This is a genomic window from Paucibacter sp. TC2R-5 (assembly GCF_025717605.1).
In the GTDB taxonomy this organism is placed as follows: Bacteria; Pseudomonadota; Gammaproteobacteria; order Burkholderiales; family Burkholderiaceae_C; genus Paucibacter_A; species Paucibacter_A albus.
Map to the genome: position 1 here is coordinate 170,254 of NZ_JAJIRQ010000005.1, position 25,926 is coordinate 196,179.

Genomic DNA, 25,926 nt, shown 5'->3' on the forward strand with positions numbered 1-25,926 from the left:
CATGACTTCGAAAACAACAACTCCATCGGCAGCACCCTGGTTGAAGGTGCAAGCCGGCCGCATCAATTCGATCGATGCCTTCAGAGCCTTGACGGTGTTGGTGATGATCACCGTCAACCAATGGCATGGCGTGATCGGGCTGCCGCAGTGGATGGGCCATATGCCGGCCGATGCGGATGCGATGAGTTTTGTCGATGCCGTCTTTCCGGCCTTTTTGTTCATTGTCGGCATGTCGATTCCCTTTGCCTTGCAGCAGCGCTTTGACAAGGGCGACACGGTCTGGCGGGTGCAAGGGCAGGTGGCGCAACGAGCATTGGGCCTGGTGGTGATTGGCCTCTTCATGGTCAATGCCGAGGGCGGTTTTCACGCGGCTTCGATGTTGCTGCCGATTCAGATTTGGGGCTTGCTTTGCTATGTCGCAGCCTTCCTTGTCTGGGGTTCGCTGAGCGGCGGCCCGGCCTTGGGGCTTGCTTGGCGCTGGGCGGGCGTGGGCTTGTTTGTGGCTCTGGCGCTGCTCTACCGGGGCGGGCCGACCGGGCAGGACGGGATGACGCCGCAGTGGTGGGGCATCCTGGGGCTGATCGGTTGGGCTTATCTGATCGGCTGTGCCTGTTTTCAGCTTTGCCGTGGCCGCGTGTTGGGCTTGCTGGCCTGCATCGCTTTTTGTGTCGCTTACTTCGCCCTGCACCGCGCGCCGGCGGTGCAGGGTCAGGTCTTGCTGAGCTTGCTGTTCAGTCAGGACGGTCACTTCAGCCACGCCGCGCTGGTGCTGAGCGGCTGCACGACGGCGATGTTGTACTTTGACCGGAGCAGCAGCGGCCATGGCGACGGGCGTGGCAACAAGGGCCCGGCCATGCGTTTCGCCATGGCCCTGGTCTTTGCTTTGGCGCTGGCGCTGGCCGCCACCTGGCTTCGCCCCGAGTTCAAGATCTCGAAAATTTACGCCACGCCGAGTTGGGCGCTTTACAGCGCCGCGGCAAGCGTGTTGATCTTCTCGGCGCTGTACGGGTGGATCGATGTGCTCGGCCGTACGCTGGCGCCCAGCTTTTTGGAGCCGGTGGCGGCCAATCCGCTGGTGGCTTATTTGCTCCCCTTTGTGATCGGCGCGCTATTGAATCTGGCGCATTGGGAACTCCCGCTGGCCTTGCGCACCGGCGCGGTGGGCATAGCATTTGGCATGGTGTATGCGGTCGCGGTGGCCTTGCTGGTCAAGCAGCTGGCGCTGCGCGGTGTTCGGCTGCGCATCTGACGCATAGCCGCCTGAACCGAGAATATGTCTGTGAAACCTAACGCGAATGTTCATGCTTACGTCGGCAGCTACAGCCCCAATGGCCAAGGGTTGTACAGCTTTTCCCAAGATCCGATTGACGGCGCGCTGTGGCCCTTGGGTCTGCATGCCGGCCCGCCCAACCCGAGCTGGTTATGCCCGGCGGCCGACGGCACGCGGCTGTATGTTGCGAATGAGTTCGACGGCGCAGCCGGCGGCTGCGGCCAGCTGACGGCCTATGCGCGTGAGGGCAAGAGCGGGGCGCTCACCTTGAAGCAAAGCGTCAGTTCGGGCGGCGCCGCGCCGGCGCATCTCAGCCTGTCCTGTGATCAGCGTTTCGTTTTTGCGGCCAATTACGGCGGCGGTTCGGTTGCCGTGTTGCCGGTGGCGGCGGACGGCAGCTTGAACGAGCCCTTGACCGTCAGCCGCCATGCCGAGCTGTTCGGCGCCGCTTCAAGCGCGTCGCAGCCGGCGGCGCTGGCTGCGCCCGGCAGCTTTGCAATCAGCGGCCATGACGGCGGCCCGCATGCGCATATGGCTCAGCTCGACCCCAGTGGGCGCTTTTTGCTGGTCAGTGATCTGGGCCTGGACCTCATGATCAGCTGGCGCTTTGACGCGGCCAGCGGCCAGTTGACGGCGCCCCAAAGCTGGCGCGCGTCCAGCGGCGCCGGCCCGCGCCACTTTGCCTTTCACCCGCAGTGTGCCGAGCTTTGCTATGTCTTGAACGAGGAAGCATCGACGCTGGCTTGCCTGCATTTCGACGCCCAGACGGGCCGGCTGAGCACGCTGGCGGAAGTCAGCAGTTTGCCGGAGGGCTTCAAGGGCAGCAGCTTCGCCTCGGACTTGCGCTTCAGCGCCGATGGGCGCTTCCTCTATTGCTTGAACCGCCTGCATGATTCGATCGCCATTTTTGCGCTCGCGCCGGATGGCTCGCTTGCCCTGAGGGGGCATGAATGGACGCGGGGCTCTTACCCGCGCAGCTTCGCCTTTGATCCTAGCGGGCGCTTTTTATACGTGTGCAATCAGCGCAGCGACCATCTGGCTGTCTTTGCGGTGCAGTCGGGCGATGGCGGGCTGGCTTTCACCGGCCAGTATGTGGCGGTCGGCAGCCCTGCGGCGATCTGCTTTGTGGCGGTTTGATCAGGCCTGCTGCTCGGCCTTTGGCTGCACCACCGGCGCGTGCACCAGCGCAATGCTGAGCCAGACGGCCACGCTGAAGTAAGCCGTCATCCAGACCATCTCGCTTTGCCAGTCTTGCTGGCGGTGCGACACGGTCCAGCGCCCAGCGACGTCAGCGAACCCTTGCGTGACGCTGAGGTAGGCCCGGCCGCTCGCTTCATCGGCCAGCCAGCGCGACCAATACATGGGCACATCGACCATGAACATAAACACCACATAGGCCACGCCGATCAAGCACCAAGCGGCCAGCAGCGGGCGCTGCTTGGTGGTCAAGCGTGGCCAGATCAAAGTCAGGCTGAGCACCAGCAAGGCGGCACTCAAACCCCAGAGCGACTCCTCCACCACATGGCCGATGTTCGAGGTGGTCAGCACCGAGTACCAAGAGAAGGTCTCGGCCACGGCAATCATGGGTACGATGGCCAGCGCAGCCAGCTTGCCTGTCCGGCTCCCGGCATTGCTTGACACCTCGTGCAGGAGCAAGGCCCATTGCGCCACAAAGCACAGTTCAGCGATGGTGGCCACCGACCGCCCCACCACCACGCTGGACAACCAGGTGTCCAGCAGGCACAGGCGCGGCACGTCGAACACCGGCAGCGCTGAGCGGAAGGCGCAACCCAGCACATAGCCGGCCGACAGCAGCAGTTGCAGGCGGCGCATCGAGTAGGCCTTGGGCGGCAACAATGCTTGCCGCTTGTGCAGTGCCAGCGAAGACATCATCCAAGCGGCGATATTGAACAAGGCCACGGCGCACAGCAGAGACCACCAAGTTGAAACGCTGATCGTCATCATGGCGTCATATTCGCACGCTAGTGCTTTGGCGCCAAGTGCCTTGACGCACTGTTTGCGATATTGGATGCCACCAAGATCAATCACTCGGCCCTATTCCGGCGAACCGGACATATGCCGCTCTATCGCGGCCAATAGCAGGTCGAGGGAGCAGGGTTCCAGCGTGAGCTGTTACAGCCCCGGCCATGCAGGCTGGCATGTAGAAGTTTTTTGTCCAAGCGCAGCCTTGCCGAAATTCAGTCGAGCGACTCCAATCCATCGCGTGCCGCCGCCAAGACCGCTTGAGTTAGCCTCTCCAACATGGGCAGTTGCTGGCGCGTGTATTGCCAATACAGCGGCAGCATCAAAGGCGCTTGCGGCAGCAAGGGCTGCAAGCGGCCCTCGGCCAGCGCTTGCGCGACCGAGCTGGCCGGGTTCATGCCCCAGCCCAGCCCGGCGACCGTGGCGTCCACAAAAGCTTGGGAGGAGGGCAGGCCATGAGTCGCTAGGGTCAGGTCTTGCCCGAGCTGTTGTTCGACCCAGCGCGCTTGCAAGCGGTCCTGCTGGCTGAAGCGCAGGCAGGGCGCCAGGCTCAAGGCCTGGGCCGTCACGCCGGCCGGGAAGTAACGCTTTACAAACGCAGGGCTGGCGGTGGCCAGGTAGCGCATGGCGCCCAGCGGCAGGCTGCGGCAGCCTTGCACGGGTTCGACCAGGTCCGTCACCGCCGCCAGCACCTCACCGCTGCGCAGGCGCTCGGCCGTATGGGCCTGATCCTCAATGCTCAAGTCCAGCAAGGCCGCTTCGCTGTCGGCAAAGGCGCTGGCGGCAGGTAAAAACCAGGTCGCCAAGCTGTCGGCGTTGACGGCCAGACGCAGCGTCACGCGGCCAAGGCCGTCGGGTGCCAGCGCCGGCATTGCGCCGACGAGATCTTGCTCCAGCATGCCAACCTGCTCGACATGACGGCATAAATGCCGGCCCGCCTCGGTCGCCACGCAGGGCGAGCCGCGCACCACCAAGACCTGGCCCAAGCGTTCTTCCAGTAGCTTGACGCGTTGTGACACTGCCGAGGGCGACAGGTGCAAGGCGCGCGCTGCGCGCTCAAAGCTACCTTCGCGCACCACGGCCGCGATGGCGGCCAATAAGGAGTAGTCAAGCATGAGGCTGTGCGGGCAAAGGGGAGTGGATTCAGCAGCGCTGATGCGGCATCAGCAAGTCTAACTGGCGCCCTCGGGGCACTATCGGCGATGCTGCGCGGCATGAATATCGACTCGACAGCTTTCAATAGCTACTCTCAGGGCCTGTTGTTGGGCGCCTCCTTGATCGTTGCCATCGGCGCGCAGAACGCTTTTGTGCTGCGCCAAGGCCTGCGGCGTGAGCATGTGACGGTCATCGTGCTGGCTTGCGGCTTGACCGATGCCTTGTTGATGGCGGCGGGCGTTTTCGGCCTGGCCGCCTTGATCAATGGCCAGCCCTTGCTGACCCGCTTGATCAGCTGGGCGGGCGCCCTGTTTCTGAGCTGCTATGGCGCGCGGGCGCTTTGGCGGGCGCGCCGGCCCGGCGCCGACCTGCATGCCGCGCAAGGCCCCAGCCTGAGCCTGCGTCAAGCCTTGCTGCAGTTGGCCGGCTTCACCTTGCTCAATCCGCATGTCTATCTGGACACGGTGATGCTGGTCGGCTCGGTCGGTGCGCAGCAGCCAACGGCCTTGCGCCTGGCCTTTATGGCCGGCGCAGCTAGCGGCAGCCTGCTCTGGTTTGCGCTGCTGGGCTTCGGCGCGCGCTGGCTGGCACCTTGGTTCGCGCGGCCACGCGCATGGCAGATCCTTGACGCCCTGATTGGCCTGACGATGTTGGCGCTGGCGGCGATGCTGATCTTTCAGACCTGAGACACTGCCCGCATGTGGACAGGAATTGTTTTTGCGCTCGCGGCCGGCTTGATGTGGGGGCTGGTTTTTGTGGCTCCGCTGATGTTGGGAGACTACCCGCCCTTGATGCTGACCGTAGGTCGCTATTTGGCCTTTGGTTTGATTGCGCTGCCCTTGGGCCTGTTGGACCGCAGCCGCTTGGCCGAGCTGCGCCCGGTCGATTGGCTGCAGGCGCTCAAGCTCAGCCTGATCGGCAATTTCATCTACTACCTCTGCCTGTCCGCCGCAATTCAAATGGCGGGCGGGCCGCTGCCCACCGTCATCATCGGCACCTTGCCGGTGGTGATCGCCATCATCGCCAATCTGCGTAGTCATCAGGCTCTACCCTGGCTCAAGCTGGCGCCTTCGCTGCTCTTGATCGCGGCCGGCATTGCGGCAGTCAATCAATCCGAGCTTGACGCGCTACTTCAGAGCCGGGACGCAGACCTGCACCATTACTTGCACCGTTACCTGCTGGGTGCCCTGCTGGCGGTGGCCGCCGTCGCTTGCTGGACCTGGTACCCGATCCGCAACGCCGATTGGCTCTTGGCCCACCCCCAGGCCAGCCCGCGCGCCTGGGCCACCGCGCAGGGCTTGATGACGCTGCCGGTGGCCTTAGGGGGCGTCTTGCTGCTGTACGGCGCGCAAGGCCTGGGCTGGCCCTTGTTGCCGGCCGGCTTCGAACTGCCGCTTGGGCCGCGTCCCTTGCCCTATCTCGGGCTGATGTTGGCGGTCGGCCTGTTTTCCTCCTGGTTGGGGACCTTGTGCTGGAACGAGGCCAGCCAGCGCCTGCCCACTTCCCTGGTGGGGCAGCTGATCGTGTTTGAGTCGCTGGCTGCGCTGGCCTATGCTTTCATGCTGCGCGGCCAGCTGCCGCCGCCTTTGACGCTGCTTGGGATTGCCTTCTTGTTGGCCGGGGTGGTGTGGGCCTTGCGGCGGCATCAAGCAAAGTAATCCGCAGCCGTTACCATCAAGCCCCAACCAGGTAGCTCCGGGCCCATGCCCACACCATGTACGCGAATTTTTTTGGCCTGAAGCAAGAGCCCTTCTCGATTGCCCCCGACCCGCGCTATCTCTATATGAGCGAGCGGCACCGGGAGGCTCTGGCTCATCTGCTGTACGGCCTGCGTGGCGGCGGCGGTTTTGTGTTGCTGACGGGTGAGATCGGCGCCGGCAAGACCACGGTTTGCCGTGCCTTCCTGGGGCAGATCCCGAAGCGCTGCAATGTCGCCTACATCTTCAACCCCAAGTTGTCGGTGGCCGAGCTGCTGCGCACCGTTTGCGAGGAGTACGGGATTCAGCACCGGCAGGCTCTGCCCGAGGACGGCTCCGCCTTGGTCTCGGTCAAGCCTTTTGTAGACGCCATCAACGAGTTTTTGCTCACCACCCATGCGGTCGGGCAGAACAATGTGTTGATCATCGACGAGGCGCAAAACCTCTCGCCCGAGGTCTTGGAGCAGCTGCGCTTGCTGACCAATCTGGAGACCAACGAGCGCAAGCTCTTGCAGATCATCTTGATCGGCCAGCCCGAGCTGCGCGATATGTTGGCGGCGCCCGAGTTGGAGCAGTTGTCGCAGCGCGTGATCGCGCGCTTTCATTTACCGGCGCTGTCCGAGGCGGAAACCGAGCACTATGTGCGGCACCGCCTGGGCGTGGCCGGCTTCAGCGCCGCCTTGCCCTTCGAGCCCAAGGCACTGCAGCGCATCTACCAGCTGTCACGCGGCGTGCCCAGGCGTATCAATTTGCTGTGCGACCGCGCGCTGCTGGGCGCCTATTCGCAGGATCAGCGCAGCGTTGACCGCAAGACCGTGGACCGTGCCGCCGCCGAAGTCTTTGGCCCGCAGGACTTGAGCGCCAAGGCGCCCAGCGCAGGGCTGAAGCGCCTGCGCTGGACATTGGGCGGCGCCGGCCTGCTTGCGACCGCAATGATCTTTGCCTGGTTTGGCAAAGCTTCGTTTTTGCCGTCTAGCCTTCCAGGCAAGGGGCAGGCGGCCATGCCGCCCAAGGCAATGCCGGGTCAAGCGGCTCAAGCGGCAAAAGCGGCTCTTGCCGCCTCGGCCCCAATGAGCGGTGCTGCACAGCAGGTGCAAAAAATTGAGCTGACCGAAAGCCTGACCAGCAGCCTGGGTTTGCGCAGCGAAGCTCAAGCCTGGCAAGAGCTTGCGCGCAGTTGGCAACTTGAGGCCGCAGAAATCGAGCCCTGCCAAGCCTTGGCAAAGCAGCAGGTTTTTTGCTATCGCAGCGGCGCCAGCCACAAGAGCGATAGCGACGGTGGACTGAGCCTCTTGCGCCTGCTCGACCGCCCCAGCATCCTGAGTCTGCGCGATGATGCCGGCAAAGCTTTTTACGTTGTCTTGACCAAGTTGGACGATCAGTACGCGACCGTGCGACTGGGGGAGCAGACCCAGCGCATCAGCCTGCCGAACTTGAGCACGCAATGGCGCGGAGAATTTGCCCTGCTATGGCGCGCTCCGCCCGGCTACCCGGCCAAGGACGGCGGTGGGGAATTACTGGCCTGGGTGAATACCCAATTGGCCAAGGTCTTTGGCGGCACGCCGGCCGCCGGACCTTTCCGCCTGGATGCGGCGATGCGAGCAAGGCTGGCAGCATTTCAACGCTCGCAAGGCTTGCGCAGCGACGGCCAACTAGGCCCCGTCACCTTGATGCTGCTCAGCCGTGTGGCGGCAAGCGGCGAAGCAGCCGGCTTGCCCGAGCCCCATCTGAAAGGCGGCAAGGCCTTGCAAACCGCCACTGCGGCACCGTAAGAAGAAAGCGCTATGTCCTATATTCTTGACGCCTTGCGCAAAGCCGACTCCGAGCGGGAGCGCGGCAGCGTGCCTACCTTGCACAGCCATGCAGAACATGAGCATGCCGGCGGCAGGCCGGGCCGCTCCGGCACGGTAGCTGCTGATTGGCCGCCGGCCCTGCGCTGGGCTCTGGCCGCTGCTGCCGTGGTCTTGCTCTTGCTGCTGGGGGCTTGGGCTGCGCGCTGGGGGGCTGCGGATTCGGCGCCGGCCGGCTCGGTCGCAATCCCACCCGCACCGGCGGCGACCCTGCCTCCGCCAGCCGCCATTGCCGCCAAACCCACGCTAGCAAGCCAAGCTCCCGCGCCGCTAACGCCTGTTTTGTTGGCACCGCCGCCGGCGGCGGTCGAGCCTTTGCCGGCGGCCAAGCCGCTGGCCGGCGGCGCGCCAAGCAGCGCTGTGCAGGCACCTGCCATCAGCTCAAGCAGCCCAATTGCTCAGCCCAACCCAAGCGCCCCGGCCATCCTCAAGTTTGCTGATTTGCCCGACGCGACCCGCAAGGCGCTGCCCACAATTGCCACCAGCGGGGCGATGTATTCCGACACGCCCGCCAACCGCATGCTGATCGTCAATGGCCAACTGCTGCACGAGGGCGAGCAGATCGCGCCCGAGCTGCTGCTGGAACGCATCGAGCTGAAGAGCGCCGTGCTGGTCTTCAAGGGTCAGCGTTTTAGGATCAGCTACTGAATGAGCGCGCGCCAAGCTTTGTCAGCGCTGCTGCGCTCTTTCACCGTCCTTGGCCTGCTGCTGGGCACGCTCTTTGTCGCGGCCTCTTTGACGCCCAGCCTGGTGCCGCGCCATCCTGCCGTGCAGGGCATGCTCAGCGGCCTGTGCTTTGCGGCCGGTTACGGCATCGGGGTGCTGGTGCAAGCCTTGTGGCGGCTGTTGCAACTGCCCGAGCCGCGCGCCGAAACCATGATCTGGCGGCGCGCGCCGGCGCTGCTGCTGTGCCTGGGGGCGATCAGTTATGGGCTGTGGCGCGCCAATGAATGGCAAAACCGCCTGCGCGCCCTGATGCAGCTGGCGCCGCAAGACAGCGCCGGCCCGTTCACGATCGCAGGCGTGGCGCTGCTGACCTTTGCCCTGCTCTTGCTGATTGGGCGCGCCTTTGACTGGGTCAAGCAGGGCATCGCAGCGCGCTTGAAGCGGCAGGTGCCAGGGCCGGTGGCCGTGTTGACGGCGCTGGGCCTGACCGCCTGGCTGTTTTATTCGATCGGCAATGGTGTGCTGGTGCGCGCCGGCATGCATGCTTTTGACGCGTCCTACCGGCGCCTGGATGCCTTGATCGAAGACGACAGCAGCCCGCGCCCCAGCGACCCGCTGAAGGTCGGCGCACCCGGCTCCTTGTTGAAATGGGAGGACTTAGGGCGGGCTGGCCGCCGCGTCATCGCCGCCGGGCCGGATCGCGCCGCGATCGCACAGATGACGGACAGCAGCGCCGCGCAAGTCAAGGAACCACTGCGCGTTTACGTCGGCCTGAACTCGGCCGACACCGTCGAGGCGCGCGCGCAACTGGCGCTGGCCGAGCTCAAACGAATCGGCGCGTTTGAGCGCAGCAACCTGGTCATCGTCACGCCCACGGGCACCGGCTGGGTCGACCCCGAGAGCCAGACAGCGCTGGAGTATTTGCTGCGCGGCGATGTGGCCAGCGTGTCGGTGCAGTATTCCTATCTGGCCAGCTGGCTGGCCTTGCTGGCCGACCCCGAGCTGGGCCGCGACACCGCCCGCGCCACCTTCACCGCCGTCTACGACCATTGGCGCAGTCTGCCGCGCGACAAACGCCCCAAGCTCTATCTGCACGGGCTGAGCCTGGGTAGCCTCAACTCCGACCTCTCGCATGACCTGCATCAGGTGATTGGCGACCCTTACGCCGGCGCCTTCTGGGCCGGGCCACCGTTCGCCAGTGAGACCTGGAACCTGGTCACCGCACAGCGCAAGGCCGGCACCCCGGCCTGGCTGCCCGAGTTCCGCGATGGCTCGGTGATTCGCTTTACCGCGCAGGTCAACCGATTGAATCAGGCGCCGGCCGCTTGGGGACCTTACCGGGTGATTTATTTGCAGTACGCGAGCGACGCGGTCAGCTTCTTCGACCCCGGCGCGCTGTGGCGCCGTCCGGCCTGGTTGCAAGCGCCGCTGGGGCCGGATGTGTCACCGGATTTTGTCTGGGTGCCAGTGGTGACGTTTTTGCAGCTGACGATTGACTTGATGCTCGCCACAACGCCGCCGCTGGGCTATGGCCATCTCTATGCTTTTGAGCATTATCTGGACGGCTGGGCCGGCCTGACCGACGCGCCCGGCTGGACGCCAGAGCAATTGCAGGCGCTCAAGAACAAGATTGCGGCGCGGCGCTGATGCGCAGCGTTAAGGCTGACCCAGCGCGGGCGGCACGACGTCCTCGCTGCTCTGCCCGGTGCGGCTGCGAAACAAGGCGGTGCGCGCCAGCATGATGGTGGTGACCGGCACCGTCAGTGACAGGCAGATGATGATCAGCCACGCCTGCAGGGCCAGGCCTTGCTCCAGTGCCGAAAAATAGAGGATGGTGGCCAAGGAGGCCGCCCAGCTCGCCAGCGTGAAGGCCAGCGCCGGCGGGTGCATGCGCATGAAAAAACTCTTGAAGCGCAGCACGCCAATGGCTGCCGCCAAGGCGAAGCCGCCGCTGAGCAGGAGCAGCAAACCGACCGGTACTTCAATCCACCAAGGCAGGGCGTTGATCATTCGATCACCTCGCCGCGCAACAAGAACTTGGCCATGGCGGCGGAGCCTACAAAGCCGAACAGCGCGATCAGCAGCGCCGCTTCAAAATACATCGCGCTGCGGTAGTTGATGGCCAGCACCAGCATGATCAGCATGGCCAGGGTGCAGATCAAATCCAGCGCCAAGATCCTGTCCTGTGAAGCGGGCCCCCGAATCATGCGTACAAAACACAGCGCCATGGCCGTCACATAACAGGCCAAAGCAACGGTGATGGCCAGGAACAAGAAGCCGCTCATTCGAAGATCTCCATCAGGGGGCGCTCGTAGCGGGTTTTGATCAAGTCGATCTCCGCTTGCGCGTTCTCCAGTTCGAACATATGCACCAGCAGCGCGCTGCGGTCCAGCGCCAATTCGGACCAGATGGTGCCCGGGATCACGCACATGATGACGGCCAAGGCGGCCAGGCCATTCGGGTCGCGCAGCTCCAGCGGCACGCGCACAAAGCCGCCTTGTGGCAGCTTGCCCGGGCGCGCCAGCGTGCCGCGCAAGACTCGCCAATTCCAGATCAGCACATCGGCGCCCACCTGCCAAAACAGGCGCCAGGCCACCGCCGGCCGCTTGAGGCTGACCGGCGTGGACCGCAGCGAGGCCGTCAGCAGTGGCGCCGCCACACCCAGCAGCACGGCCATCAGCCAAGCTCCGAGACTGAAGGCATCGTTGAGCAAGAGCCACAAGGCCATCAAGGCCAAACTCAGCAAGGGCGCGGGCACGCAGCGCCTGAACAGACTGGGCTTCATGGTTGGGGCTCCGGCGGGGTGCTCGCGCGCAGGCGCTCGGCGTTGGTCGGTGTGAGCAGGGGGCGGGCCGACAGCACCGCATCGATGTAGCGCTGTGGGCTGTACAGCAGCTCGGCGGTGGTGTTGGCATAACGCAGAAAGCCCTCGGCATGCCAAGTCATCGCGCCGCACAAGGCGATCAGCATCACGATGGGCGCGTACTCGAACAGCTGCAAGCTCGGCGGGCAGCGGTCGACCGGGGTCCAGAAAAACCGGATGCCGGTGCGTGACAGGGCAATCAAGGCCAACAAACCGGCCGCGATCAGCAAGCTCAGGAACAACCAAGCCGAAGAGGCGATGCCCCCGGCCGCCGCGCTGGTCTGCAACAGCGCCGACAGCATCGCAAACTTGGCGACAAAGCTGGCCAAGGGCGGCAGGCCGGCGACCAGCAGCGTGCAGCAGATAAAAGCCAGGCCCAGCAGTGCCGTGGCCGCCGGAATGGCGCGGCCCACCAAGCGCTCTTCGTCCTCGTCCAGATTGCCCTCGCGTGCCAGCTCCTGCTCGGCCAGCGCAAAGGGCAGGTGGTCTTCTTCGTCCTCGGGCGCGCGCGGAGCTTGCGGGCTGGGGTTGCGCGAGCGGTCCATCAGCTCGGCCAACAAGAAAAATGCCGCCACCGCAAAGGTCGACACGGGCAGGTAGTAGAGCGCGCCAGCGCTCAGCTCGGGCCGAGCAAAACCCAGCACGGCCATCAAGGTGCCCGAGGACACGATGACTGCAAACGAGGCCAAGCGGGCGGGCCGCTGCGCGCTCAACATGCCGATCGCGCCAAAACTCAGCGTGGCCATGCCGCCCCACAAGAGCCAGCCCTGGCCAAAGCCCGCCGAGGCGCCGGCGCTGGCCGAGAACAGCAGCGTAGACAGGCGCATCAGCACATAGACGCCAACCTTGGTCAGCAGTGCAAATACCGCGGCAGACGGCGCGCTGGCGGCCGTGTAGGCGGGGGCTAACCAAAAGTTCAAAGGCCAGCAAGCCGCCTTGGCCAAAAAGGCCAGCGCCAGAATCGAGCAGCCCACGTGCAACAAGGCCCGGTCGGACGCCGCCACCAAGGGGATGCGCGCGGCCAGATCGGCCATATTCAGCGTGCCCGTGACGCCGTAAATCAGCGCAGCGCCGACCAGAAAGAGCGAGGACGCGACCAAGTTGATGCTGAGGTAGTGCAGGCCCGCCTTGACCCGCGCCGGCCCGCTGCCATGCAGGAGCAGTCCATAGGAAGCCGCTAGCATGACCTCGAAGAAGACAAAGAGATTGAACAGATCGCCGGTCAGAAAGGCGCCGTTCAGGCCCATGATTTGAAGCTGCAAGAGCACATGGAAATGCGCGCCAGCCTTGTGCCAACGGGCCAGCGAGAACAGCACGGCCATCAAGGCCACGACGGCTGCAACCACCAGCATCAGCGCCGAGAGATGGTCCAGCACCAGCACGATGCCGAAGGGCACATCCCAGTTGGACGGCAGGTAAACGCCGAAGGCATGGGGCTGAGCGGCTTCCATATGCACGCCCAACATCAAGAACAAGGCGATGGCCAGATTGGCCAGGGTCGCCGCCAAGGCCAATGTGGCTTTGCGGTGATGGCGTCGGTCGCCCAGCAGCAAGAGCAGGCAGGCCGCGATCAAGGGCAGCAAAATCGGCGCCATGGTCAGATGGGGCATCAGCGCCGCATTGGCCAGCAAGGCCCAGTCGCTCAGCAGCGTCATCATGGAGGCGGATCCTGAGGGCCAAGCTCATCAGCGGTGCCGTCCACATGGTCATTGCCGACAAAACCCCGCTGCGCCAGCATCACCACCAGGAACAGGGCGCTCATGGCGAAGCCGATGACGATGGCCGTCAGCACCAAGGCCTGCGGCATCGGGTCGCTGTAGTTTTGCAGGGTGGTCGCCACGCCGGGGCTCAGGACCGGCTCTTTGTCCAGACTCAAGCGCCCCATGCTGAAGATGAAGAGATTGACGCCGTAGCCCAAGAGGCTCAAACCGATGATGACTTGGTAGCTGCGCGGGCGCAGCAGCAGCCAGACGCCGCAGGCGCTCAAGAGGCCAATGGCCAGGGCCAGGACGATTTCCATCAGCGCTTGCTCCCGGCTGTTGTGTGCTGCGTGTCGCGTTTGTGGCCGCGCACCGATTGGTGACCCAGCGCCGTCAAGATCAAAAGTACAGCGCCGACCACCAGCGTGAACACGCCGATGTCATAGAACAAGGCGCTGGCGATATGAAGCTCGCCCAGCAGCGGCAGCGTCAGGTGGCTGGTGTGGGTGGTCAAGAAGGGGTAGCCGAAAAACAGCGAGCCCAGCCCGGTGGCGCAAGCCGTTAGCAAGCCAAACGCGATCCAGCGCTGCGGCCGCAGGCTCAGGTGGGCCTCTACCCACTGGGTGCCGGAGACGATGTATTGCAAGATGAAGGCCGTCGACAAGACCAGGCCGGCCACAAAGCCACCGCCCGGCTGGTTGTGGCCCCGCATGAACAAATGCACCGCGATCACCAAGGCTACCGGCAGCAAAAGGCGCACCAGCACGGCCGGCACCAGGAGGTAGCCGCTGGCGCCGTCTTTGGGCGAGTTGGTCGCGGTGTTGGCGTGCACCAGGTCGGTGGCAATGTCGGGTGCGAGCAGCAGTTGTTGGTGCGGCAGCGCCATGCTCTCGGGCGCCGGGCGAAAGCGCCGCAGCAGCGCGTAGACGGTCAGCGCCACGCAGCCCAGCACGGTGATCTCGCCCAAGGTGTCTAGGCCGCGGAAGTCCACCAGCATCACATTGACCACATTGGTGCCGAAGCCCTCGGGCAGCGCGCGCTCCAGGAAAAAGGTCGAAATGCTTTGCGGGAATTCGCGCGTCATCATGGCGTAGGACAGGCCGCTCATGCCCGCGCCCGCCGCCAGGGCCAGGCTCAGGTCGCGCAGGCGCCGCGTTCTTTTGCGTGCTCTTTGCAGCTTGTGGCGGCGGGCCTGGTCCGGCAACGATTCGGCCTGGGGCCCGGCCCGCTCCAGCGAGCTGATCCGTTTGGGCAACCAGCGCAGGCCCAGCAGGATCAGCACCGTGGTGACGGTCTCGACGGCCAACTGCGTCAGTGCCAAATCGGGTGCCGAGAACAGGGCGAAGGTGATCACCGTGCATAAGCCCGCCACGCCCATCAGGGCCAGCGCGGTCAGGCGTTGATACTTGGCCGCCTTTGTGCAGGCCAGTGCGGCCGCGCCGCCTATCAGCCAGAGCAAGGTGAAACCGGGCGAGAAAGGCAGCGCCTCTCGCGCACCCAGGGTGATGCCGCCTTGGCCAGCCAAGACAGCGGCGAGCACCGTCAGGCCCAGCAAGAGCAGCAACTGCGTCTGCAGCCGGCGCGTGCTGATCAGGCGCAGCAGGCTGCGGCTGGCGGCGGTCAGCCCTGCCAAGCCGGTTTGGAACAAGCGCTTGCCATTGAGCCGGCCCAGCAGCGGTGTCTGCGTAAACTGGCCACTTGCGAGCGGGCCGCGCAAAACCCAGTACAGCGCGATACCTCCGGCCAGCGCGATCAAGCTCATGATCAAGGGCGTGTTGAAGCCATGCCAGAGGGCCAGATCAAAGTCCGGCAGAGCGCTGCCCACGACAGGCGCGGCAGCCGTCTCCAGCACTGCCTGCATGGTCCACTGCGGCAGGGTGCCGACAGCCAGGCAGGCCAGCACCAATAACTCCACCGGCACACGCATCCAGTGCGGCGGCTCGTGGGGACGGCGCGGCAACTCGGCACTGCTGTCCGGCCCGAAAAACACATCGACACAAAAACGCAACGAGTAAGCCACGCTGAACATGCCGGCTAGCACGGCCGCCACAGGCAGCAGCAGATCAAACCAGGGCACGCTGCTGACGAACACCGCCTCGGTGAAGAACATCTCTTTGGAGATAAAGCCGTTCAACAGCGGCACGCCGGCCATCGCCGCGCTCGCCACCATGGCCAGGGTGGCGGTGATCGGCATGGCTCGCCGCAAGCCACTGAGGCGGCGCATATCGCGCGTGCCGGTTTCGTGGTCGATGATGCCCACGGCCATGAAGAGCGAGGCCTTGAAGGTGGCGTGGTTCATGATGTGAAAGACTGCAGCCACGGCGGCCAGCGGGCTGTTCAGACCCAGCAGCGTGGTGATCAAGCCCAGATGCGAAATGGTTGAGTAGGCCAGCACGCCCTTCAAATCCTGCTGAAAAATCGCCGCGAAGCCGCCCAGCAGCAAGGTGATCAGCCCGCATCCAGTGACGATCCAGAACCATTGCTCGCTGCCGGCCAGCACCGGCCACAGCCGAGCCAGCAAGAACACCCCCGCCTTGACCATGGTGGCCGAATGCAGATAGGCCGAGACCGGCGTCGGTGCCGCCATTGCATTGGGCAGCCAGAAGTGAAACGGGAACTGCGCGCTCTTGGTCAGCGCGCCCAGCAAGACCAGGATCAATGCCGTGAGGTAGAGCGGATGCTTGCGCACCAAGTCGCCCGACGCCAACACCACATCCAGCTCATAGCTGCCGACGATATGCCCCAGCAGCAAGACGCCGGCCAGCAGACATAAGCCGCCCGCACCGGTGACGGTCAGCGCCATGCGCGCGCCGCGCCGCGCGTCGCGGCGGTGGTGCCAGTAGCCGATCAAGAGAAACGAGAACAGGCTGGTCAGCTCCCAGAACAGCACCAGTTGCACCAGATTGCCGGAGATGACGACGCCGCTCATCGCGCCCATAAAGGCCAGCAAGAAGGAGAAGAAACGCGGCACCGGGTCGCTGGGTGACATGTAATAGCGCGCATAGAGCACCACCAGCGCGCCTATGCCCAGCACCAAGAGCGAGAACATCCAGGCAAAGCCGTCCATGCGCAGGACGAAGTTCAGTCCCAGCGAGGGCAGCCAGACGAACTCCTGCCGGATCACGCCGCCGGCGGCGACTTCGGGGAAGTAGGACGCCGCCTGCACAAAGCAAAACAGTGCCACGAGGCCGGCCAAGGTCGATTCGGCATTACGCGCATTGCTGGGCAGCAGCGCCGCGATCAAGCTGGCCAGAAACGGCAAAGCCACCAGGCTGATCAGGCCGAATTGTTGGAAGAAGTACAGGTAATTCGTTACTTGGTTTGCCATTGGCAATCTGGAACTTCTGGCTTGTTCGGGCGAGGCTGAGTTTAACCGCCGGCCATAAATCCCCCCCAGGCCGGCCGCCTCAAGCGACCCGGCTCAGACATCAAAGGCCGGGTCTTCACCCAGGTCCGGCAAACGCCGAGTGACCTCAGCAGCGCCCCCGTCCCGTGGCACGTTGGCGCCGGAACCAGCTAGACCGACGTTGGCGCGCAAGGCATTGAGCCGGTTCATCCAGCCGCGCAAAAACACATTCAGCTCCGGCTTGGCGTGGACCAAACGCTGGTAATAGCTTTCACGCGCATTGCAAAACATCGGCAAGGCCCGAGCCGGATCGCAGCACTGCACGGCCGTGAAGGTGGCCGGGCCGAAGCCGCCATCGACCGCGCAGCCCACGCTGCCCTGCAAAAAGCCCACCGCCCGCCCGACGCCCATATTGACGGCGGTGTCGAACAGGGCCAGATCGAGCTTGTCCTGCACATCGCCGCAGTGCGCCGCGCGCCAGTAGTTTTGTTCGTAAATGGCGGCCATCTCCTTGTCTTGCAAGTCGCGCACCGAGCGTCGGGGCAGGCCGTTCTTGGCCCGCCAAGTGTCATAGACTTTTTGCGTCACGCCGCGATTGGTGGCGCCGCCCGGGTCGGCGGGGTGGTCCACAAAGCCGCCCTCCCAGCGCAAGACAAAGGGCAAGGATTTTGCAAAAGACATGACGCGCTCCTACTCTGGATGGGGCCTGATTGTGTTGCCGCAGGCTAGCCGGGGCACTCCCTAGAAAGACAGCAAAAGCCCCGCAAAGCCTAGGCTGCAAAGCGCTTGACCGCGCGCCGATTGCCGGCATGATGGCGGCAACTCTGTCGCCAGACTTGCGCCATGCCCAGCCTATCAACTTTGCCGCCGCCGCATGTGCAGCGCATGCACCAGATCTTGTTGTGGCCGCTGCGCCTGATGCCTTTGGGCGATGCGCCGGGCGCACCGCGGCGACCTTGGGAGTTGCTGCCCAAAGGCGCCGAGGCGGGGCCTTGGCATGAGTTGATTGACGAATACACCGGCGACCCGGCCAGTTTTCACGAACGTCACTATCAGGAGTTCGTGACCTTCCTGCCCTATGTGCAGCGCTTTCTGTATGGCGACGGGCGCTCGCCCGGCCGCCCGCAAGACGGGCGCAGCGAGGCCGGCATGAAGGTGTTCCGGCGCCGCGATCTGGCCAAGCTGCGCGTCTGCCCGCGGCCCGGTGCGACTCCGCTGACGCTCGACGTGGTGCATGTCGATTTGTATTTCTTTTTCGACGTGGATGTGGTGCTGCTGAATGTCGAGGTCTGCGCCACCGACCTGGAATTGCGCCAGGCGCAGGAATTGCTGTACCGCCTGGGCCGTGCCTACCCGTCTGGCTGGGACGCGCAAGGCTTGCCGCTGCACAGCCTCGCCAGCGCCGAATGGCTGGACGCACAGGGTCAGGTCTTGTCGGCCTCGGATGCGCTCGAGCGCGAGCATTACATCGCCCATGTGCAGGAGCACCGCGCGCCATGCATTGCCGAGCATTGGGCCTTTGTGCTGCGCCCGCTGGTGGTTGACCACTCAAATGAGCCCGGCGCCTTGCGCTTTCGGCAGATCGAGTATTACCGCATGCCGATGATGGCTTATCTGGCGCTGGACGAGCCGCTCGCGCTGACGCGCAGCGATATGGTCAGCTTGGGGCTGGTGACCGGGCCGCAGGGCAAGCCGGGCTCGCAGCAGCTGCCCTTTGCCGAGCAGCATCTGCATGATTTTGAAAGCAAATATTGCTATGACAGGTTCTGGGGCGATGCCGGCGCAGCGCCGAATACGCGTTACTTGTGCAGCGGGCATTCGCTGGTGGTGATTGGGCGCGCCGACTCGAGCTTCTTCAGCTGCCGGGATCGAGGCGTCTTGGCCCATTTTCGGCATCAGCATTTCATGATCTTCCTGATCGCTCATTTTCAGAAGGCATCGCTGCTGATGTTCTCCGACCGTTTGGTCGAAGCGCTGCGGCGGCTGAATGTGCAGGACGCCGAAAACGTGCGTCGCTTCAAGCGCGCGATTCGTTCCAGCTTCGAAGGTTTCTTGCGCTTCTCGCATCGCTACTGGTTTCATGAGGTGGCCGAGCAAGCGCAATCGCGCGCCTTGTTCCGCATGTGCGCCAATCATCTGGAACTGCCGGTCTTGTACGCCGAGGTCAAGGAGCGCATCACAGATATGAGCGCTTATCTGGAAACCGACAGCATCCGCCGCCAGGCCAACACCGTCGTGCGCTTGACGGTGGTGACGATCTTTGGCTTGGTGGGCACCATCACCACCGGTTTTCTGGGCATGAATTTGCTGGCCGAGGCCGATGCGCCGCTGAGCCAGCGCCTGCTCTACTTTGCGCTGGTGATGGCCGCGACCTTGGCGTTGACGGTCTACACCATGGTCAAGTCCAAGCGTCTGTCGGACTTTCTGGACGCATTGTCGGACGAGCGCATGTCGGCCTGGAACAAGCTGCGAGCCTTCGCAGCGGTCTGGCGTTCCGGGCCAGATTGAGCAGATAAGCGAAAATCACCAGCTGCCCACCTTCTTGGCCCTTGCCGATGTTCACCGATCTGATTCCCGACAGCGCGCCACCCGTGGCCAAGGCCGATGCCAAAGTGCGTTTCTTGCGATTGCTGGAAACGGCGCTGGCCAACAGCACATTTGCAAAGCTGCTGCTGAGCAAATATGTCGGCGAAGAGGCACAGTTGGACCGGCTGACGGTGCGCGAAGTAGTGTTGCGCGGCGAGCGCCAGCTGTCCTTCTTGTGGCGCTATCAGACCCGCGACATCACCAAGAACTTCCCCCTTGCCGAAGCACTGGCGCGCTTGAGCGAGCTGCTGGGCGCGCAGTTCCACAGTGCGCATCTGCAAACGCAGAGCGAGGAAGTGCAACTGGTGTTCAGCCGCAAGGGCCGGCCCAGTTTGCGGCTTGGCAAGGCGCCTCCCGCAGTTTTGCCGGTGGCGACTGAAGCTGGGCATGACAAGGAAAAGCTGCGTTACTTGGAGTTGAGCCGGCCTTTCTGGCTTGACCTGGGCGTCACGCATCTGGTGCGCGGTGAGGCTCAGTTAGTGCCGGCGATGTCGCGCAAATGGAAGCAGATCAACAAGTTCATCGAAATTTTTTCGGCGGCCCTGAAGTCTTCCGGCCTGAGTGATAGCCCCGATGTGCATGTGGCCGACTTTGGCTCCGGCAAGGGCTATCTGACCTTTGCCATGCATGACTGGCTGCGCGCGCAGGGCAAACGAGCCGAGGTGACTGGCGTCGAGCTGCGCGACGATATGGTCAAGCTCTGCGGCGCTGCGGCGGCCAAACATCAGATGACGGGCCTGCGCTTCGATCAGGGGGACGTGCGCAGCTACACGCCGCTGAGGCTGGACGTCATGATCGCGCTGCACGCCTGCGACATCGCGACCGACTACGCGATCCACTTCGGCCTGCGCGCCGGTGCCAAGGTCATCATGTGCTCGCCCTGCTGCCACAAGCAGGTGAGGCCGCAGATGCAAACGCCGACGCTGCTGCGCCCGCTGCTGCAGCACGGTATTCATCTGGGCCAGGAGGCCGAGATGGTCACCGATGGCCTGCGGGCGCTGTTGCTGGAGGCTGAAGGTTATGACACCCAGGTGTTTGAGTTCGTAGCACTTGAGCACACCAGCAAGAACAAGATGATTCTGGCCGTCAAGCGCGCGCAGCCGCTGAGCGCCGCCAGGCGCCAGGAGCTGCTTGAGCAGATCGCCGAGATCAAGCGCTTTTACGGCATCCGCGAGCAGGAGTTGCAGACCCTGCTCGCGGCGTGAGGCGCGCCAGCAGGGCTCAGCGGACGGTGTTCTTGTAGACCTTGCCGTCCTTCATGATGACGAGGAAGTTCTTGGCTGCATCGGCCACCAGGTCAATATTGGCGATGGGGTCGCCATCGACCAAGATCAGGTCGGCCAGCGCGCCTTCTTGCACGACGCCGAGCTTGCCGGGGTAGGGGTTGCGCGGGCCGCTGAGCGCCAGCAACTCGGCATTGCCGCTGGTGGCCATCTTCAGCACTTCGACGGGGCTGTACCAGCGCACCATCTGCGCCAGCTGCGCGCCTTGGGTGGCGGCGGCCTTGGCGTCGAACAAGGTGTCGGTGCCCCAGGCGGTTTTGATCTTGAACTTCTTGGCCAGGGCGAAGGCGGTGTCGGTGCCGGCCATCATCTGCTTTTGCTTGATGCGGTTGGGCGAGCCCTCGGCAAAGGCCGACTTGCCGTCATCAATAAAGGGTTGCAAGCTCCACCACACGCCTTTTTCGGCCATCAGCTTGGCGGTGGCTTCGTCCAGCATCTGACCATGGTCTATGCACTTGACGCCGGCCTCGATGGCCTGGCGCACCGCGCGCGGGGTGTAGGCATGCACGGCCACATAAGTGCCCCAGTTCTCGGCGGCCTCAACACCGGCGCGCAGCTCGGCGGTGGTGTATTGGGTGACGTCCAGCGGGTCATAGTCGGAAGAGACACCGCCGCCGGCCATCATCTTGATTTGCGAAGCGCCCAGGGCGAGTTGCTCGCGGGCGCGTAGGCGGACCACATCGGGGTTGTCGGCAATGGCCGCGGCGCCCACGCGCTCGCTGTGGCTGAAGTCGCCCGGCCGGGCCGGCAGGTCAACCGGCAGGCGGAAGTCCCCATGGCCGCCGGACTGCGAGATGAAGGCGCCCGAAGACCAGATGCGCGGGCCGCTGGCCAGGCCCAGGTCGATGCCCTTTTTCAAACCCAGCGAAGGGCCGCCCAGGTCGCGGATGCTGGTGAAGCCACGCATCAGCGTGTCTTGCGCTTCTTTCGTAGCCGCCACATTCATGAAGCCGACATCCGAGGTCAGGATGGCCAGTTTCGACAGGCTGGAGAACATGATGTGGGTGTGGGCGTCAATCAGGCCCGGCATCAAGGTGCGGCCCGCGCCGGCCACGCGAGTCAGCGCTACATCTGCTGGTGCGGCAATCGGCGCCGAGGAGATGGCTTTGATCTGATTGCCCACCACCAGCACGTTGGACGGGGCTGAGAGCTTGTCGGCCTTGCCGTCAAAGATGCGCACGTTCTCGAACAGCACGCCGCTGAGCTTGGCTGCAGGGGCAGCAGCAGCCGGGGCAGCGTCGGCCTCAGAAGTGGGCCCGGCGCCATGAGCCAGCGCAGCAGGCAGGCCCTGCGCCAGCAGGCAGGCGGCCAACAAAGACTTGATGATCATGGGGCGGCGACGCAGCGACATGGGAATCCTCGGTTTGTGATTAAAGCCGGGTGATTCTGACTCACCGTCCGCGGCCGAGAATTGGCAAAAGTGCCAGCGCCAAAAAAAAGACCCCGACCAAGCTGACTCGGTCGGGGTCTATCAAGAGCGCGTGACGCTGCCCGAGGACATGGCTAGCTCGATGCTTGATTGATCTGGGCTAGCCCGTAGGGCCGCAGCGTTGAAGAGTTTTGCGCTGGCAGCGCTGGGCCGGGCAGACCGTTACGGGCCTGCAGCCTGGGCGCTGTTGGATGTGAATCCTTGCTGGCCTAGGAGCTCGGCGGCCTGGGCGCCAACGCCGGCTGTTGCAGGGGGCCGCAGCAGAATTTGCTGTGGCACTGGTGGGAGCGGTGTGGCGTCGTCATGGGCTGTATTCTCACCGGCCAGCCCTGCACAAAACCGTCAAGAACCGGGCCCAAAGCTTGCCATCTTGTGGGCTGGTTTTCGCCGGCTTTTCCAGACTTTGCGGCTCGGATCAATGCTGGTGCGAGCCCGGCGCGGCAGCCGGCTTGAGCAGCATCAGCCGCACGGCCGGCGCTTTCAGGCCCTTGGTCGAGTCGCCCTCGGCCGGCAGCTCGGCCCAATTCCATTCGCCTTTGACGCAGCTTTGCCGCACCTTGAACCAGATCGGCCCGGGCTGCTCCGGCAGGCTGCCGCGCAAGATGAACTCCTCATACCAGGCGTCTTGCAAATAGGCGTCCTCGCCTTTGGCCGTCCAGCTGAGCTCGATCACGTCATCGCTGATCGTGCGGCCATGGCTGTCATAGGGCTTGGCCAGCGGCGCGCGCTTGATATCCAAGGCCCAGCCGGCTTTAGGCATCGGTTTGGCGCCGCGAAAGCCGGCCGGCAATGTGACGGTGACTCGGGTGGTGGCCGAGCCCTCGCAGCCGTGGCCGACGCGCAGCACCGCTTTATAGGGCGTGCCGGCCACGGCCTCGGGCTGCTCCAGCGTGATATGGGCTTGGGCCGCCGCACTCAAGCTGGCGGCAAGAACAAATAAGAGAGGGGTCTTCAACATGGTGGTGTGCTCCGGTGAAAGGGACGAGAACATGGGTCAAAGGTCGAACTTCAGCTCAGCGTGATAGGTGCGCTGGGGGTAGGGGTGGAAGGCCCAGTAGCGGTAGTTGTTCAGGTTGTCGATGCCGGCGGCCACGGTCCATTGCTTGGCCACGCGCCATTGCAGCCGCAGGTCGGTGGTGAAGAACTTGGAGAAGCCCTGATAGGTAAAACCGTTAGGGTCGCTGTTATTGAGCGTGCCGTACTGCGGGCCCGAGTAGCGCAGGCCATAGCTGGCGCTCAAGGCCGGCGTGATTGCATAACTGGCCACCAGCGTGGCACGCCACTTGGGCACGCGCGGCTGCTGTTTGCCCACCGTGTCGCCGGGAACGCTGACGAAGCCGGCGTTCTCCAGAATCTCGGAGTCGGCAAAGGTCAGGCTGCTTTGCAACTCCAGGCCACGGGCAGACAAAAAGTCCTCGGCGTTATAGGCCAACTCGACGCCCATGGTGCGTATGCGGTCAATGTTTTGCACGCTGCTGATGGTCTTGGCCGGGTCCGCCGGGTTGCTGCTGAGTTGTGAATACAAGGCATCTCGGGTGTCTTCATGGAACAAGGTGCTGCGCAGTTGCTGCTTGGCCGAGCTCCAGGTCGCACTCAGCTCGCTGGTCCAGCCCTTCTCCGGTTTGAGATTCGGATTGGTGCTGGGGTCGTTCGGCACATAGACGCCATTGGCATTGACGCCGCCTTGGTACAGCTCGCCGGCCGTCGGCATGCGCACCGCTCGGCCGGTGGACAGTTTGAGGGTCCAGGCCTCACTCAGCTCATAGCCCAGCGCCGCCTTGGGCGACAAATACTGTTCCTTGCGGGTGGCAAAGCTGACCGGCTTGCCGTTGGCGGCCGTCTTGTTGCCCTCAGTGGCTTGCCATTGCTCGGCGCGCAGGCCGAGCACGCTCTTGAGCTGCGGGCTGATTGCCCAGGCATCTTGCACAAAGGCGCTGCTGAGTTGGGTCTTGCCGCTGAAGTCGGTGAACAAGGCCCCGGCCGCGCCGCTCAGCCAGTCGGCTGTATCGGAAACCTTCTGCTGCCAGACATAACGCTCATGCTGCAGGCCAAAGTCCAGCACATGGGTGCTGCCGCTTGGGCGCCACACGCCCTTGGCACTCAGATTGCTCCAGCCGGTGCCGCGCAAATCGGTGATGCGGCCGGGGCCGCCGGCGTCGGCCGCTGGCCTACTCAGGCTCTTGGGCGCGTTCGGCGCGCGCGCTTCGTCGCTGCGATAGTCATAGCTGCTGGCGGCCAGCTCGAAGTCAAACACGCCGCGTGTCTGGCTCTTCAGCGCCAGGCCATGCATCAGATGTTCCAGCCGGTCGCGGTTCTGGCCGAAGTCGGTGTTGGCGATGGTGTATTGCTTGCCGCCTATTCCGATATTGGCCCCGCTGTAGACCGTGTTGCCGCCCGCGTCACGCAGATAGCTGGCGCTGCCGCCGACGGCATTGTTCTTCCACCAACCCAGGCTGTAGGTGGCGCGCAGCTCGGGGTTGAAGTCATAGGCCAACTTGAGCTTGGCATGGTCTTGCTGGGTGTGATAACTGGTGCCGGCGCCCAGAATCTGCCAGGGCACGTTGCTCTTGTCGGCGTCCAGCACATTGCCCGTGACGGGCAAGGTCGCGGCATTGACGGGTTTGCCGGTCGAGGTGAGCTTGGTGATAAAAGTCAGCGGCTGGCCTTCGCTGTCCAGGTGATTGACGTTGACCCACCAGGCCAGCGCGCCGGCGCGGTCGCCTATCGACGCGCTGGCTTGATAGCCGCCGTAGTTGGCCGAGCTGTTGTAGAGCTCAAACGGTTGGTGAAAGATGCCGACCTTGGCATGAGCCTCAAAGGTTTTGGGCATGCGGGTCTGGTAGTCCACCACCGCGCCGACCGAGTTGCCCGAATAAGCGGCCGAGAAGGGGCCGTAGAGCACATCGACGCGCTCGATTTCCTCGGGCGTGACCATGCCCCAGCGCGGGGTGAAGCCGGCGCCGTTGCCGAGCAGATTGGAGAGCTGTATGCCATCGGCAAACACCAGCGAGCGCGCGCTATTGCCCGTGCCCGAGGCGCGCGTGGACAGCACCGCGTGGTTGTAGTCGCCGATATAGCGCTTGCGCACCAACAGGCTGGGCAGGTACTTCAGCGCATCTTGCGCGTCGGTCGCGTTGATCGTGCGGGCGATCTCCTCGGCCGTGACGCTCTCCATGGTGGTGGGGATATTGCTTGGCAAGGAGCGCGTGGCGTTGCCGGCGATCAGAACGATGCCGAGATTGCGGGTCGGAGTGCCGGAGGCGCTTGCCGTGGCGGAATTGCCGGCGGCGGCCACCTGGCCGGCTTCAATCGCGGCGCTCGCGGCCGTGGCTTCGTCGCCGCAGTCGTCGCAGGCACCCGCGGCGGGGTGGTGGAGCATGGAGAAAGCTGCGGCCAAGGCCATGCTCAGCAGGCTTGGTTGGAACATCATGGGCTTCATGAGAGGGAAATTCGATTCGGTCAGCACCGCAGCCCGGCCTCTAAGAGGCCGGCGCAAGCGGGGCAAGGGATAAGTGGAGCGGGCTGCGCGGACGAGAAGCCGGCAAGCGCGCTCAGGCGCGTTCAGAGCTGGTGAATCAAGCCAGCAGCACAGGTGGCGCGCGTGACTGCGCGGGCGCCCAGGCATGGGCGCTTTGCGGAGCGCTGTAGAAGCGCTCGGGCATGTCGAAACTCAAGGGCAAGAGCAAGACCGTGCTTGCCAAAGCGGCCGGCGGCGGGGCCAGGTCTTGCGTGTGAAGCGCGCAGTAGGGGCAGTTGGCGAACAAACCATGCACCGACTGTTGTGAATCCTGTTGATCAGCCTGGGCCGCCAGCACCGAGCTACTGGCGCGCGGCGACACCACGCTGCTTCGGCACACCTGGCTCCATGCCACCACATCGCCCCGCGCATGCGCCAGCGCCTGCGACAAGGCAGGCATCAGCGCAGCCAGCAAGAAGGTCAGTGCGACCAGCCAGCGGCTTGTGATGGAGGGGCGAGGGAAAAGGGCTTGCACGGGCGGGATTCTAGCGAGCGAGCGCCATGCCGCCCTTGAAGCCGATCAAGATTGGCTCAAGCGAGGATGGGCCTGGCCTTGCGTGCTCATGTCCTAAACTAAAGCG

22 protein-coding genes are annotated in these 25,926 nt (G+C 64.2%); 9 read left to right on the forward strand and 13 right to left on the reverse strand.

Annotated features, from left to right (window positions below):
* The first annotated feature begins 1 nt into the window (after position 1).
* Both LNV08_RS13405 and LNV08_RS13410 read left to right on the forward strand, forming a co-directional pair.
* On the forward strand, positions 2 to 1,249 hold the full coding sequence (locus tag LNV08_RS13405; RefSeq protein WP_263534219.1) for a DUF5009 domain-containing protein: 1,248 nt from the start codon (positions 2 to 4) through the stop codon (positions 1,247 to 1,249).
* A 24-nt stretch (positions 1,250 to 1,273) separates the two neighbouring features.
* Complete coding sequence (locus LNV08_RS13410; protein ID WP_263534220.1) at positions 1,274 to 2,407, forward strand: lactonase family protein; 1,134 nt, start codon at positions 1,274 to 1,276, stop codon at positions 2,405 to 2,407.
* Here LNV08_RS13410 and LNV08_RS13415 read toward each other — a convergent pair whose 3' ends face one another.
* The gene (locus tag LNV08_RS13415; RefSeq protein ID WP_263534221.1) at positions 2,408 to 3,235 is read right to left on the reverse strand and encodes a hypothetical protein; all 828 of its coding nucleotides are present in this window, start codon (positions 3,233 to 3,235) and stop codon (positions 2,408 to 2,410) included.
* A gap of 233 nt (positions 3,236 to 3,468) precedes the next feature.
* Positions 3,469 to 4,368 (reverse strand): LysR family transcriptional regulator ArgP, encoded by a 900-nt coding sequence (locus LNV08_RS13420; RefSeq protein ID WP_263534222.1) that lies wholly within the window; start codon positions 4,366 to 4,368, stop codon positions 3,469 to 3,471.
* 99 nt (positions 4,369 to 4,467) lie between these two features.
* Here LNV08_RS13420 and LNV08_RS13425 point away from each other — a divergent pair, with 99 nt between their 5' ends.
* From LNV08_RS13425 to LNV08_RS13445, 5 genes are read left to right on the forward strand one after another with little or no spacing between them, the layout of a single operon-like run.
* Complete coding sequence (locus LNV08_RS13425) at positions 4,468 to 5,094, forward strand: LysE/ArgO family amino acid transporter (RefSeq protein WP_263534223.1); 627 nt, start codon at positions 4,468 to 4,470, stop codon at positions 5,092 to 5,094.
* Positions 5,095 to 5,106: 12 nt separating this feature from the next.
* Positions 5,107 to 6,066 (forward strand): DMT family transporter, encoded by a 960-nt coding sequence (locus LNV08_RS13430; protein ID WP_263534224.1) that lies wholly within the window; start codon positions 5,107 to 5,109, stop codon positions 6,064 to 6,066.
* A 56-nt stretch (positions 6,067 to 6,122) separates the two neighbouring features.
* Positions 6,123 to 7,877, forward strand: coding sequence for an ExeA family protein (locus LNV08_RS13435; protein ID WP_263534225.1), 1,755 nt, complete (start codon positions 6,123 to 6,125; stop codon positions 7,875 to 7,877).
* A gap of 12 nt (positions 7,878 to 7,889) precedes the next feature.
* Complete coding sequence (locus LNV08_RS13440; RefSeq protein WP_263534226.1) at positions 7,890 to 8,603, forward strand: general secretion pathway protein GspB; 714 nt, start codon at positions 7,890 to 7,892, stop codon at positions 8,601 to 8,603.
* Positions 8,604 to 10,268, forward strand: coding sequence for an alpha/beta hydrolase (locus LNV08_RS13445; RefSeq protein ID WP_263534227.1), 1,665 nt, complete (start codon positions 8,604 to 8,606; stop codon positions 10,266 to 10,268).
* 9 nt (positions 10,269 to 10,277) lie between these two features.
* On the opposite strand, the gene LNV08_RS13450 is transcribed toward LNV08_RS13445, so the two are convergent.
* The 7 genes from LNV08_RS13450 to LNV08_RS13480 form a co-directional block, all read right to left on the reverse strand.
* The gene (locus LNV08_RS13450; protein ID WP_263534228.1) at positions 10,278 to 10,631 is read right to left on the reverse strand and encodes a Na+/H+ antiporter subunit G; all 354 of its coding nucleotides are present in this window, start codon (positions 10,629 to 10,631) and stop codon (positions 10,278 to 10,280) included.
* A complete protein-coding gene (locus tag LNV08_RS13455; protein ID WP_263534229.1) occupies positions 10,628 to 10,906 on the reverse strand; it encodes a K+/H+ antiporter subunit F in 279 nt (92 codons plus the stop codon). The genes LNV08_RS13450 and LNV08_RS13455 overlap by 4 nt, the downstream gene beginning before the upstream one ends.
* Positions 10,903 to 11,406: a Na+/H+ antiporter subunit E gene (locus LNV08_RS13460; protein WP_263534230.1), complete on the reverse strand. Its 504-nt coding sequence runs from the start codon at positions 11,404 to 11,406 to the stop codon at positions 10,903 to 10,905. The genes LNV08_RS13455 and LNV08_RS13460 overlap by 4 nt, the downstream gene beginning before the upstream one ends.
* On the reverse strand, positions 11,403 to 13,142 hold the full coding sequence (locus LNV08_RS13465) for a monovalent cation/H+ antiporter subunit D (RefSeq protein WP_318014123.1): 1,740 nt from the start codon (positions 13,140 to 13,142) through the stop codon (positions 11,403 to 11,405). Before LNV08_RS13465 ends, LNV08_RS13460 begins: the two co-directional genes overlap by 4 nt.
* Positions 13,139 to 13,504, reverse strand: a complete 366-nt coding sequence (locus LNV08_RS13470) for a Na+/H+ antiporter subunit C (protein ID WP_263534231.1) — start codon at positions 13,502 to 13,504, stop codon at positions 13,139 to 13,141. Before LNV08_RS13470 ends, LNV08_RS13465 begins: the two co-directional genes overlap by 4 nt.
* Entirely contained in the window at positions 13,504 to 16,512 is a 3,009-nt protein-coding gene (locus LNV08_RS13475; RefSeq protein ID WP_263534232.1) for a monovalent cation/H+ antiporter subunit A, read from the reverse strand. The genes LNV08_RS13470 and LNV08_RS13475 overlap by 1 nt, the downstream gene beginning before the upstream one ends.
* Positions 16,513 to 16,605: 93 nt before the next feature.
* A complete protein-coding gene (locus LNV08_RS13480) occupies positions 16,606 to 17,211 on the reverse strand; it encodes a glycoside hydrolase family 108 protein (protein ID WP_263534233.1) in 606 nt (201 codons plus the stop codon).
* Between the two features lie 162 nt (positions 17,212 to 17,373).
* Here LNV08_RS13480 and LNV08_RS13485 point away from each other — a divergent pair, with 162 nt between their 5' ends.
* Complete coding sequence (locus tag LNV08_RS13485) at positions 17,374 to 19,038, forward strand: hypothetical protein (RefSeq protein ID WP_263534234.1); 1,665 nt, start codon at positions 17,374 to 17,376, stop codon at positions 19,036 to 19,038.
* Positions 19,039 to 19,085: 47 nt separating this feature from the next.
* On the forward strand, positions 19,086 to 20,321 hold the full coding sequence (locus tag LNV08_RS13490; RefSeq protein WP_263534235.1) for a class I SAM-dependent methyltransferase: 1,236 nt from the start codon (positions 19,086 to 19,088) through the stop codon (positions 20,319 to 20,321).
* A gap of 16 nt (positions 20,322 to 20,337) precedes the next feature.
* Here LNV08_RS13490 and LNV08_RS13495 read toward each other — a convergent pair whose 3' ends face one another.
* From LNV08_RS13495 to LNV08_RS13510, 4 genes are all read right to left on the reverse strand, one after another.
* Positions 20,338 to 21,750 (reverse strand): metal-dependent hydrolase family protein, encoded by a 1,413-nt coding sequence (locus LNV08_RS13495; RefSeq protein WP_263534236.1) that lies wholly within the window; start codon positions 21,748 to 21,750, stop codon positions 20,338 to 20,340.
* A gap of 493 nt (positions 21,751 to 22,243) precedes the next feature.
* Positions 22,244 to 22,786 (reverse strand): YcnI family protein, encoded by a 543-nt coding sequence (locus LNV08_RS13500; protein WP_263534237.1) that lies wholly within the window; start codon positions 22,784 to 22,786, stop codon positions 22,244 to 22,246.
* 36 nt (positions 22,787 to 22,822) lie between these two features.
* Positions 22,823 to 25,258, reverse strand: coding sequence for a TonB-dependent receptor (locus tag LNV08_RS13505; protein ID WP_263534238.1), 2,436 nt, complete (start codon positions 25,256 to 25,258; stop codon positions 22,823 to 22,825).
* Between the two features lie 145 nt (positions 25,259 to 25,403).
* Positions 25,404 to 25,820: a DUF2946 domain-containing protein gene (locus LNV08_RS13510; RefSeq protein ID WP_263534239.1), complete on the reverse strand. Its 417-nt coding sequence runs from the start codon at positions 25,818 to 25,820 to the stop codon at positions 25,404 to 25,406.
* Between the last annotated feature and the right edge of the window lie 106 nt (positions 25,821 to 25,926).

Coding starts and splice junctions, on each gene's coding strand:
- LNV08_RS13475 (WP_263534232.1), bottom strand. CDS start 16,512: ATGGCAAACCAAGTAACGAATTACCTGTACTTCTTCCAACAATTCGGC.
- LNV08_RS13410 (WP_263534220.1), top strand. CDS start 1,274: ATGTCTGTGAAACCTAACGCGAATGTTCATGCTTACGTCGGCAGCTAC.
- LNV08_RS13435 (WP_263534225.1), top strand. CDS start 6,123: ATGTACGCGAATTTTTTTGGCCTGAAGCAAGAGCCCTTCTCGATTGCC.
- LNV08_RS13480 (WP_263534233.1), bottom strand. CDS start 17,211: ATGTCTTTTGCAAAATCCTTGCCCTTTGTCTTGCGCTGGGAGGGCGGC.
- LNV08_RS13470 (WP_263534231.1), bottom strand. CDS start 13,504: ATGGAAATCGTCCTGGCCCTGGCCATTGGCCTCTTGAGCGCCTGCGGC.
- LNV08_RS13495 (WP_263534236.1), bottom strand. CDS start 21,750: ATGTCGCTGCGTCGCCGCCCCATGATCATCAAGTCTTTGTTGGCCGCC.
- LNV08_RS13505 (WP_263534238.1), bottom strand. CDS start 25,258: ATGATGTTCCAACCAAGCCTGCTGAGCATGGCCTTGGCCGCAGCTTTC.
- LNV08_RS13465 (WP_318014123.1), bottom strand. CDS start 13,142: ATGATGACGCTGCTGAGCGACTGGGCCTTGCTGGCCAATGCGGCGCTG.
- LNV08_RS13405 (WP_263534219.1), top strand. CDS start 2: ATGACTTCGAAAACAACAACTCCATCGGCAGCACCCTGGTTGAAGGTG.
- LNV08_RS13425 (WP_263534223.1), top strand. CDS start 4,468: ATGAATATCGACTCGACAGCTTTCAATAGCTACTCTCAGGGCCTGTTG.
- LNV08_RS13485 (WP_263534234.1), top strand. CDS start 17,374: ATGCCCAGCCTATCAACTTTGCCGCCGCCGCATGTGCAGCGCATGCAC.
- LNV08_RS13460 (WP_263534230.1), bottom strand. CDS start 11,406: ATGAAGCCCAGTCTGTTCAGGCGCTGCGTGCCCGCGCCCTTGCTGAGT.
- LNV08_RS13420 (WP_263534222.1), bottom strand. CDS start 4,368: ATGCTTGACTACTCCTTATTGGCCGCCATCGCGGCCGTGGTGCGCGAA.
- LNV08_RS13440 (WP_263534226.1), top strand. CDS start 7,890: ATGTCCTATATTCTTGACGCCTTGCGCAAAGCCGACTCCGAGCGGGAG.
- LNV08_RS13455 (WP_263534229.1), bottom strand. CDS start 10,906: ATGAGCGGCTTCTTGTTCCTGGCCATCACCGTTGCTTTGGCCTGTTAT.
- LNV08_RS13490 (WP_263534235.1), top strand. CDS start 19,086: ATGTTCACCGATCTGATTCCCGACAGCGCGCCACCCGTGGCCAAGGCC.
- LNV08_RS13500 (WP_263534237.1), bottom strand. CDS start 22,786: ATGTTGAAGACCCCTCTCTTATTTGTTCTTGCCGCCAGCTTGAGTGCG.
- LNV08_RS13430 (WP_263534224.1), top strand. CDS start 5,107: ATGTGGACAGGAATTGTTTTTGCGCTCGCGGCCGGCTTGATGTGGGGG.
- LNV08_RS13445 (WP_263534227.1), top strand. CDS start 8,604: ATGAGCGCGCGCCAAGCTTTGTCAGCGCTGCTGCGCTCTTTCACCGTC.
- LNV08_RS13450 (WP_263534228.1), bottom strand. CDS start 10,631: ATGATCAACGCCCTGCCTTGGTGGATTGAAGTACCGGTCGGTTTGCTG.
- LNV08_RS13415 (WP_263534221.1), bottom strand. CDS start 3,235: ATGATGACGATCAGCGTTTCAACTTGGTGGTCTCTGCTGTGCGCCGTG.